Origin of the sequence: Phenylobacterium sp., from assembly GCF_004299445.1 — a bacterium.
Lineage (GTDB): Bacteria > Pseudomonadota > Alphaproteobacteria > Caulobacterales > Caulobacteraceae > Phenylobacterium.
On record NZ_SCTC01000020.1, the window covers coordinates 1 to 8,788 of the forward strand.

Below are 8,788 nucleotides of genomic sequence, written 5' to 3' on the forward strand. Positions count from 1 at the left end.
GGTTGTTGATGGTGTTTGACCACTGGTTCGATTTGGTCGCTTAGGGCAAGATAAAAGAGATGTTTTGCGTCGCTCTTTGCCCTAGAGTTTCAGCGAATTAGCAGGACGCACATCTGCGGCGGCAAGTCGCCACGACGTGCGCTTCTTCGAACGCTGGACCTCGCCGTCGTGTTGACCCGTGACGCCATACAGGCCCGCCTCACCGGCGCACCAGCGGACGCACCGCCCCAGCGGATCGCGCGCCTGCCGCGGCGGCTGAAATCCGATCCTGTAACAGCCCGCACGGCCATGATGCAGCGTTTGGCGGCATCGCGGCTGTTCGCTTTCGGAGACCGCTCGGGCGTGCTCAGCGCAGCACAGCGACGCTCCGGCCGCGCCTTTCGGCTGGACGTGCGGCAACGGGTGATCGTGAAGGCCCTCGTCTCTCGCCACGCCGGACACGGCGCCGTGCGCCGGGCCGCCCTGGCGGCGCATGTGGCCTACCTCGGGCGATCCGGGGCCGGTCTCGCCGAACGGCCGCCCGAGTTCTTCGACCGCGGCCAGGAGGTGATTGACCCAGCTGCCGCCACGCTGCCCTGGGGCGAGGATCGGCACCACTTCCGGTTCATCGTATCTCCCGAGCACGGCGAGCGGATATCGGACTTGAGAGGCTACATCCGGGAGGTGATGCGGCGGGTCGCGGACGACCTGGGGGAGCCGGGTTTGACCTGGATCGCCACCTGCCACTACGACACCGGGCACCCCCATGCCCACGTGTTGATCCGCGGCCGGCGAGGATCGGGCCGAGACCTCGTCATGCCTCGGGACTATGTGGGGTTTGGCTTCCGTGCGCGGGCGCAGGAGGTGGCGCAGGAGCAGCTTGGCGACCTAACCCGGGCGGAGGCGGAGCGCCGTGTGTGGCGCGAGACCCAAGCCGACCGGTTCACGGGGCTGGACCGAAGGCTCCTCCAGGCAGCGGACTCGGACCTATGTGTGGACGACGGCGTCGGGGTGAACGACGCCTGGTCGGCTCTAACGCGGGGACGACTGCGTCGGCTGGAGGCCCTGGGTCTCGCCGAACGCGTCGGCGAAAGATACCGGCTGGACGCTGAGCTCCAGCCCAAGTTGCGGTCGCTGCAGCTCCGTCAGGACATCATCCGCACCCTCCATCAGCGCCGGCTGGATTCGGGCCGTGAGCCGAAGGTCCTGGACGATCGGCCGGTTCGTGGCCGGGTCGTGGCGCGCGGCCATCACGACGAACTGGGCGGCGCGGCATGGGTGATAGTGCGGGACCCGCAGGGTCAGGAGCACTACGCGCGGCTGAAGCTCGGGCAGTCCGCGCCGGCGTTGGGTCGGGGGATCGAACTCGTTCCCACCCCGCGGGGGGCGCAAATCAAAGGACCTCCGCGATCGACCGACCTTGGTCTCTAGACACTGCGCATGCTCCTCGGGTCGGATACGATACTGCGCGCGCACTCCCGGGGTGCGGCCGCACAGGTTTCGAAGAGGTAGACGGTCATGAGTTCTGGCCCGACCGCAGCGGAGAGTCGCGACCTCGAGTTGCTCGCCAAGGCCCTTGTCGAGACGTGCATGCGAAATTCCGAGCTCGAGAACCTCCACGCGGGCAGGTTTCCGTCGTCGGAACGTGGTGACTTCAGCGATGTGAAAGTCGTCACCCCGTACGGCGAAATCCCGTGGCCCCAGCTCTCGCGCATATCCGACGCCGAGATGAAGGTCCTGATGATCGACGTGGTCGATCGGGTCTTCACCTACCTGAGCTTTCCTGAAGAGCTGGCGCGCATCGGCGGCGCGGCGCGATGGGACCGGCCAAAGCTGCATCCGGACATGATGCGCGCGATCCGGCGGCGGGCGAAGGCGAGGCGCGTGGAGTAGGTCTTGCTCGGAGTGTGAGGCGATTGGCCGGACGTCAGACGGTCTGGACGTTCCCCAGGAGGTCCAGCAACGCGCGGTTCATGTAGTAGCTTTCGCGGCCGATCTTGTGCTTTCGCATCAGGCCGATGCGGGTGAGTTCGTCGAGGTAGCGTGTCGCGGTGATGCGGCTCACCCCGAGGTCGCGCTCGACGAAGGCGATCTTGCTGTAGGGGTGGCTGAACATGTTGTTCAGTAGGTCCTGGCTGTAGATGCGCGGGAGCTCACGCCGCAGCCGAACCTTGTGGTCGAGCATCAGGTCCCAGATGCGATGGACGAGCCTCGTGGTCTGGCCGGCCATCTGCTCCACCGCGTCCAGCATGTAGATGAGCCATTCTTCCCAGACCCCGTCGGTCCGGACCGCCTGCAGCAGGCGATAGTAGTCGGCCTTGCGCTGGTTGATGTAGCGCGACAGGTAGAGCACCGGCGTGCCCAGCAGGTCCTCCTTCAGGATCCGGCCCGTGCGGCCGTTGCCGTCGTAGAAGGGATGGATGGTCTCGAACTGGTGATGGATCACGGCCATCCTCACGAGAGGATCGAGGTCGAGCGTGTCCTCACCGTTGATGAAGCGTTCGAGATTGGCCATCAGCGGAGCGATCTCGTCGTAGCTCTGGGGCGGGGTGAACACCACCTCGCCGGTCTTATCGTTCTTGAGCGCGGTGCCCGGGAGTCGGCGGAATCCGGCTTGGTTGCGCTCCAGCGTCGCCTGCATGGCGAGGATGTCGTTGATGGTGATCAGTCCGGTCCTACGGACGGTCTGGAAGCCGTCCCGCATAGCGCGAGCGTAGGCGTAGACCTCCTTCGCCGTGACGCTTGCGAACCGGTCGGCGGCATCATCGCTGCGATAGAGGTCATCGTGGGTGGTGATGATGTTCTCGATCGCCGAGCTGTCCTTCGCCTCCTGCAACGAGAGCGTGTTGATCAGGATGGCTTCGTTCGGCACCAGGCCCGCCGCGCCCTTCAGCTCCGCCAAGGCCCGATGCGCCGTGGCGAGTTTTTTGAGGACGCGCTTCGTCTCCAGGTCCACTGCGAGGGGGAGGAGCGGCGGAACGTGGCTGGCGATCAGAGCCATGCGGGACCAATCTGTATAGATTGTCCCGGTTTTCTATACATAATTCGAGGAGTGTATAGACCTCGCCGCAGTTCCCTACATGCCGGCTGGATGCGTCAAGAAAGTCGCCGCTTGCTATCCATGCGCGTCGCACATGTCGGGAAATTCCACCGACCTATGCACATTGCCGGTGGACTTCCCGCGCCGAGAGCCGGGAGACCGCCTCGGTTCGCCGAGAACTCTGCAGACGCATGCCGCAGACCGGACGTCAGTGGAGCTTGCGGTCACCCGCTACCTCGTCGGTCTCGACCAGGGTCGGCCGTCTCGCCGGGCGCCCACATTCGAGCGGTCCCAGAATGTCGTCGTGGAAAGCGTCGACGATGATGGCGAATGCGACGACGTGGCGGCTCTCAGGACAGTCCGCGGCAAGATCAAGAACGGCCCTGACGAGATTGCTGTAGAGCTGCTTTGCGGACTCGATATCGGACGCTGAGGCATTAGGCATCTACGGATCTCCGTGCCGGCGACATCATCGCCGCGATCACGATCGTCCGTCGATACGTAACCTTACCCCCCTTCGCCGTTCCGCAGACAAATGCGTTCCACAGCAGACGAAGGATGAAGGAAGAGTCGCGGGGGATGAAACGGGGCGGAAGGGACGGCAGGCCGAACGCCATCGCTGGATCGCTGCTGCCAAATCGCGCCCGTTGACTCACTCGCACAGCCGCACGTGACGGGGCGAAAATGGGCGGAACAGCCTGAATTGCAGCGCGCCGTTGTGACCTAGGTGTGACCTTAAAGGTCTATGCGACCTGATAGCGGAGAGTTAAGTCTTTGAAAAAATGGCGCGCCCGGAACGATTCGAACGTCCGACCCTCAGATTCGTAGTCTGATGCTCTATCCAGCTGAGCTACGGGCGCGTCTGGCCTTGCGGCGAGGGCGCGGAACCTAGTCGGGGGCGGGAGGGAGCGCAAGACCCCCTCCCTCCATTATTTTGACCTAGCGCCGCGGGAACGGCAGGGCCCCGCCCAGGATGCCCTGGCGCAGGATGTCGGCTGCGCTGGGCGGCTTGGGCGGCTGCTGAGGCTGGCCCGGCTGCGGCTGGGGCACGCCGGGGGCGCCGGCGCGGCGGCCGCCGCCGCCCATCATGGCGTTCATGTCCTGGCCCAGGATGCCGCCGGTGGCGGAGCGATAGCGGACCTTCACCGCCCACTGCTGGTTCCAGGTCACTTTGGGGTCGGTCGGACGCGGCGGATAGACGAAGTTCGCCTCGCCGCCGTAGGCCATCAGTTGCACCATCGCCGAGGGCGCGGCGTCGACGAATTCCTTGGGCACCGCGCAGGTCTTAGTGGCTGGCCCCATCAGCGTCTTGTTGGCGACGAGGCGGGCGATGTCGCCGGTGCTGAGGAAATCGGGGTTCGAGAAGGCCGAGGCCTGGATCTCGGACGAAGACCACATCACCACCGTCTCGCCGTCGCCGCCGCCAACGGCCGAGGCGTAGTAGGCCTGGGCGTTGCCGACGAGGTTCCATCCCAGGTTAACGCCGCCCGCGGGGCTGCGCGCGTTGGTGGTCAGGTTGAGAGCGCCCAGGAAGTCCTGGTCCTCTTCCAGCATGAAGCTGATCTCGGGCGTGTAGTTGCCCTGGATGGTGTGCGGCCCCACCAGCGAGCCGTTGGCCGGCACCGAGGTGCGGGTGTCCTTGTTGGGCCACTCGCCGTAGGTGCGGTTCCGCGACGGTGACGGCGGCTGCATTGGGCGATAGTCGATGCCCCGGAACAGGCCGGCCGCGCTCTGCGGATTGGCGGCCAGCTTGGCGAAGTCGATGACGTAGGGTTGGCCCGGTCGGGCGCGTTCGCCGCAGCCCCAGAACACCAGCATGCGGCCGCGAGGCTTCTGATATTGCTCGGGGATCTGGTCAGGCCGCTCTTCACGGGTGACCGGCGTCACCTTGGGCGTCAGCAGAGGCAGGCTCTGGCCCACCTGCAGGCCGCGCGGCGGCAGGTGCTCGGCCTGGGGCGCGGTCGCCGTCTGGCCCGAGCCCAGTTGCAGCATCAGCGACTTGGACGCGCCGCCGCCGCCCATCATGGCCCGCATGATCGCCGAGGTGTCGGGCTGGCCGCCGCCGGGGCCCATCGCGGGCATGCCGAAGCCGGTCTGGGTCTGGGCGCTCATCCAATAGGTGGCCACCGGGCCGGTGACCTTCTGTTGCGCGCCCGCCGACATCGGGACCGTGGCGGCGATGACGGCGGCGCCCGCGACCAGCGCGAGCTTGTGGCCGAGACCCATGGGAACTCTCCTGAACAATCCTGGTCTTTCGAAACTAAGCCCTGGCCGCGGCGAGCGGTATCCACTTTTGCGCCGGACCGACCTGCATCTTTGCGACGAGGCCTAGCTCCGCAGGTCCCGCCAGCAGGGGACATACGCACCCGGCCACGGCTTGGCTTCAAAGACGCCCCGGGCGATAGCGCGTGCCAGGGTGTCGGCGGCCAGCGCTCCCAGGCGGGCAAGCGCATAATCGTCGTTGACCGGCCTGCGGCCCGTGGACATCGCGAAGACCACATCGCCGTCGAAGGGTGCGTGCACCGGGCGGATCGCGCGGGCGAAGCCGTCCTGGGCCATCACCGCCACGCGTTTCGCCTGCGCCGGGGTCAGGATGGCGTCGGTGGCCACGCAGGCGATGGTGGTGTTGCGGGCCTCGGACGGGCGTTTGGCCGAGCCCCATTCGTCCGGGCCGGCGCGCAGGCCGGCGGGGCCCAGGCCGCCGAATTCGCCGTCCAGCTCGAACGGCGCGGCCCAGAACGTGCGGCCGCCGGGCGCAATCACCGAGCCCCAGCTGTTCACCGCCACGATGGCGCCCACCGTGTAGCCGTCGGCCGTGACCGCCGAGACCGAGCCGGTCCCGCCCTTCAGGCCACCCGCCATGGCGCCGTAACCCGCGCCCGCCGTGCCCAGCGCAATGTCCAGGTCGGCGACGGCGACGGCGCGCTTGCCCAGCTCGCGGTGCGGCGGGTCCTCGCCCCACAGCTTGTCGCCGCCGTTGGCCATGTCGAACAGGATCGCGCCCGGCACGACCGGCGACTTCGGGATGCCGCCCACCATGCCGTAGCCGCGGCCCCGCGCGCCCAGCCACGCCACCACCCCGTCGGCGGCGCCCAGGCCATAGACCGAGCCCCCTGACAGCACGATGGCGTCCACCGCATCGACCAGGTTCTCAGGGCTCAGCGCGTCCGTCTCGCGGGTGCCCGGCGCCCCGCCCCGGACGTCACAGGCGGCCACCGCGCGGTCGTCGGGTAGGATCACGGTGACGCCGGTGCGCGCGGCCGCGTCATGCGCCTGCCCCACTTTCAGGCCGGGGACGTCGGTTATCAGGTTACGAGGGCCTGGACCTGGGCGGATGGGCTCCATACGTGGGACGTCGCACATCGCAGCGTTTGTTGTCCAATGACGGCCCGCTATGGTGACGCCGCCGAGTTGGAGTCATCTGCCTGTGAATAAGTCGACCGCCCTCGCCCTTTCCCTCGCCGCCGCGCTTGCCGCCTGCGCTTCGCCCGCGACGTCGCAGCCTCCGGCCAGGCCGGCGCAGGGGCAGGGGCAGGGGCAGGCCATGGTCGCCGCCGCTAATCCGATGGCCGTGGAGGCCGGGCTGAAGGTGCTGCGGGCCGGTGGCACGGCGGTGGACGCGGCCGTGGCGGTCCAGGCCACGCTGGGCCTGGTCGAACCGCAGAGCTCGGGCCTGGGCGGCGGGGCGTTCCTCACCTTCTACGACGCCAAGACCAAGCAGGTGACCGCCTACAACGGCCGCGAGACCGCGCCGGCCGGCGCGACGCCGCAGCTATTCTACGGCGACGACGGCAAGCTCATGAACCGGGGCGCGGCGATCCTGTCCGGCCGCTCCACCGGCGTGCCCGGCGCGGTGGCCATGCTGCGCATGGCCCAGACGGCGCACGGCAAGCTGGCCTGGAAGGACCTCTTCGGCGAGGCCGAGCGGCTGGCCGACCAGGGCTTCCCGGCGCCCTTGCGAATGGCCAACGCCGCCAACGGCCGCGGCGGCCAGGCCCAGACGCCCGACGCCGTGGCCTACTTCACCAAGCCCGATGGCACGAGGATCAAGCCCGGCGACACGGTCAAGAACCCCGCCTACGCCGCCACAGTCCGCAAGATCGCCGCCGAAGGGCCCAAGGCCATCCTGGAGGGCCCCATCGCCGAGGCCATCGTCGCCAAGGTGCGCGAGGGCGCCAATCCCGGCACGCTGAGCCTGGCCGATCTCAAGGCCTACAAGCCGCAGGCCAGCGCCGCGCTGTGCCGGCCCTATCGCGTCTATATCGTCTGCACCCCGCCAGCTCCGTCAGGCGGGCCGGCGGTCCTGGAAGGCCTGGGCCTGCTGGAGCGGACCGACATCGCCAAGCACCCGAACTCGGTCGAAGGCTGGTACCTGTTCAGCCAGGCCAGCCGGCTGATGTACGCGGACCGCGACCGCTACATGGGCGATCCCGACTTCGTGAAGGTGCCCACCGACGGCCTGCTGGACCGCGCCTATCTGGACGCGCGCGCCAAGCTGATCGGCCCTACCGCCGCGGCCACGGTCACCGCCGGCCAGCCCAAGGGCGCGCCCGCCCTGGCCCGGGACAACACCCAGGAGGTCTCGGGGACGACGCACTTCGTCATCGTCGACAAGTGGGGCAACGTCGTCTCGATGACCACGACGGTCGAGAGCACCTTCGGCTCGGGCCGGATGGTCCACGGCTTCTTCCTGAACAACCAGCTGACCGATTTCTCGTTCGCGCCGGTCAACGGCGACGGCACGCCGGCCGCCAACGCGGTCGGTCCCGGCAAGCGGCCGCGTTCGTCGATGGCGCCGGCTATCGTGCTCGACAAGAACCGCAATTTCGTCGCCGCCGTCGGCTCGCCCGGCGGGCCGTCGATTCTGGCCTACAACCTGAAGGCCCTAGTGGGCCTGCTGGACTGGAAGCTGCCCGTGCAGGAGGCCATCAACCTGCCCAACCTGATCGCCGGCGGCAGCTTCTACGCCGCCGAGGTCGACAAGTTCTCGCCCGAGCTGCGGGCGGGGCTGGAAGCCAAGGGCGTGAAGATGAGCTCGGGCTTCGGCGCAGAGGGCTCGGGCCTGCACGGCATAGAGGTCACCCCGCAGGGCCTGCGCGGCGGCGCCGACCCGCGTCGGGAAGGCGTCGCCAAAGCGCCTTAACTATCTCTCCGCATCGCGGCGGAGATGAAGGATCAGTCCGCCGCCTTGCGCCGCGGCCGGGACTTGGGTGCGTCGGGCAGGCGCAGTTCGAAGACCGTGCCCTGGTCGCCGGTCACCGACAGCGTCAGGTCGCCGCCGTGGCCCTGGGCCAGTTCGCGGGCGATGGCCAGACCCAGACCGGTGGAGTCGGGCCGCCCTGAACCGGCGAACGGCTGGAACAGGCGCTCGCGGATGCGCTCCGGCACGCCCGGACCGTCGTCGGAGACGCGGATGAGGCTGGAGCCGCCCACTGTCTCCAACGACACCTCGATACGGCCCTGGGTCGAGCCTTGCCGCTCGCCCTGATGTTCGATCGCCTGTCGGGCGTTGCGCAGCAGGTTCACCAGGATGCGGTGCAGCTGATCCGGGTCGGCCGTCACTTGGTCGGCGGCGGCCACCTTGCTGACCAGCTTCACGCCGGGCGCGGGAATGCGGGCCTCGGCGGCGGCCTCCTTCAGCGCCTCGGCCAGCGTCACGACCTGGGGCTCGGGCGCCGCCTCCTGGGTCTTGCCGTAGACGAGCACGTCGGCGGCCAGTTTCACGGCCCGGTCCAGGGCGCGCTCGAGGCGGGGCAGCGCCTGGCTGAC

8 protein-coding genes and 1 tRNA gene are annotated in these 8,788 nt (G+C 68.4%); 3 read left to right on the top strand and 6 right to left on the bottom strand.

Annotation, left to right across the window (positions count from 1 at the left end; all coding sequences use genetic code 11):
* The first annotated feature begins 168 nt into the window (after window positions 1-168).
* Window positions 169-1,410 carry a DUF3363 domain-containing protein gene (locus EPN98_RS05510; RefSeq protein ID WP_293361327.1) on the top strand — a complete coding sequence of 414 codons (1,242 nt, stop codon included), beginning with the start codon at window positions 169-171 and terminating at the stop codon, window positions 1,408-1,410.
* An 87-nt stretch (window positions 1,411-1,497) separates the two neighbouring features.
* Window positions 1,498-1,872, top strand: coding sequence for a hypothetical protein (locus tag EPN98_RS05515; protein ID WP_068877290.1), 375 nt, complete (start codon window positions 1,498-1,500; stop codon window positions 1,870-1,872).
* A gap of 34 nt (window positions 1,873-1,906) precedes the next feature.
* Here EPN98_RS05515 and EPN98_RS05520 read toward each other — a convergent pair whose 3' ends face one another.
* The 5 genes from EPN98_RS05520 to EPN98_RS05540 all read right to left on the bottom strand — a co-directional run bounded on the left by EPN98_RS05520 (window position 1,907) and on the right by EPN98_RS05540 (window position 6,364).
* Window positions 1,907-2,980: a Fic family protein gene (locus tag EPN98_RS05520; protein ID WP_293361330.1), complete on the bottom strand. Its 1,074-nt coding sequence runs from the start codon at window positions 2,978-2,980 to the stop codon at window positions 1,907-1,909.
* Between the two features lie 247 nt (window positions 2,981-3,227).
* Window positions 3,228-3,464: a hypothetical protein gene (locus tag EPN98_RS05525; RefSeq protein ID WP_293361332.1), complete on the bottom strand. Its 237-nt coding sequence runs from the start codon at window positions 3,462-3,464 to the stop codon at window positions 3,228-3,230.
* 338 nt (window positions 3,465-3,802) lie between these two features.
* Window positions 3,803-3,879, bottom strand: a tRNA-Arg gene (locus EPN98_RS05530).
* Window positions 3,880-3,958: 79 nt separating this feature from the next.
* Window positions 3,959-5,245, bottom strand: a complete 1,287-nt coding sequence (locus tag EPN98_RS05535; RefSeq protein ID WP_293361334.1) for a hypothetical protein — start codon at window positions 5,243-5,245, stop codon at window positions 3,959-3,961.
* Window positions 5,246-5,347: 102 nt separating this feature from the next.
* Entirely contained in the window at window positions 5,348-6,364 is a 1,017-nt protein-coding gene (locus tag EPN98_RS05540; protein WP_293361340.1) for a P1 family peptidase, read from the bottom strand.
* 199 nt (window positions 6,365-6,563) lie between these two features.
* On the opposite strand from EPN98_RS05540, the gene EPN98_RS05545 reads away from it, so the two are divergent.
* Window positions 6,564-8,162, top strand: coding sequence for a gamma-glutamyltransferase family protein (locus tag EPN98_RS05545; protein ID WP_293361336.1), 1,599 nt, complete (start codon window positions 6,564-6,566; stop codon window positions 8,160-8,162).
* A gap of 32 nt (window positions 8,163-8,194) precedes the next feature.
* Here EPN98_RS05545 and EPN98_RS05550 read toward each other — a convergent pair.
* A partial coding sequence (locus tag EPN98_RS05550; protein WP_293361338.1) for a HAMP domain-containing sensor histidine kinase occupies window positions 8,195-8,788 on the bottom strand: 594 nt, incomplete at its 5' end.

Coding starts and splice junctions, on each gene's coding strand:
- EPN98_RS05515 (WP_068877290.1), top strand. CDS start 1,498: ATGAGTTCTGGCCCGACCGCAGCGGAGAGTCGCGACCTCGAGTTGCTC.
- EPN98_RS05520 (WP_293361330.1), bottom strand. CDS start 2,980: ATGGCTCTGATCGCCAGCCACGTTCCGCCGCTCCTCCCCCTCGCAGTG.
- EPN98_RS05525 (WP_293361332.1), bottom strand. CDS start 3,464: ATGCCTAATGCCTCAGCGTCCGATATCGAGTCCGCAAAGCAGCTCTAC.
- EPN98_RS05535 (WP_293361334.1), bottom strand. CDS start 5,245: ATGGGTCTCGGCCACAAGCTCGCGCTGGTCGCGGGCGCCGCCGTCATC.
- EPN98_RS05540 (WP_293361340.1), bottom strand. CDS start 6,364: ATGGAGCCCATCCGCCCAGGTCCAGGCCCTCGTAACCTGATAACCGAC.
- EPN98_RS05545 (WP_293361336.1), top strand. CDS start 6,564: ATGGTCGCCGCCGCTAATCCGATGGCCGTGGAGGCCGGGCTGAAGGTG.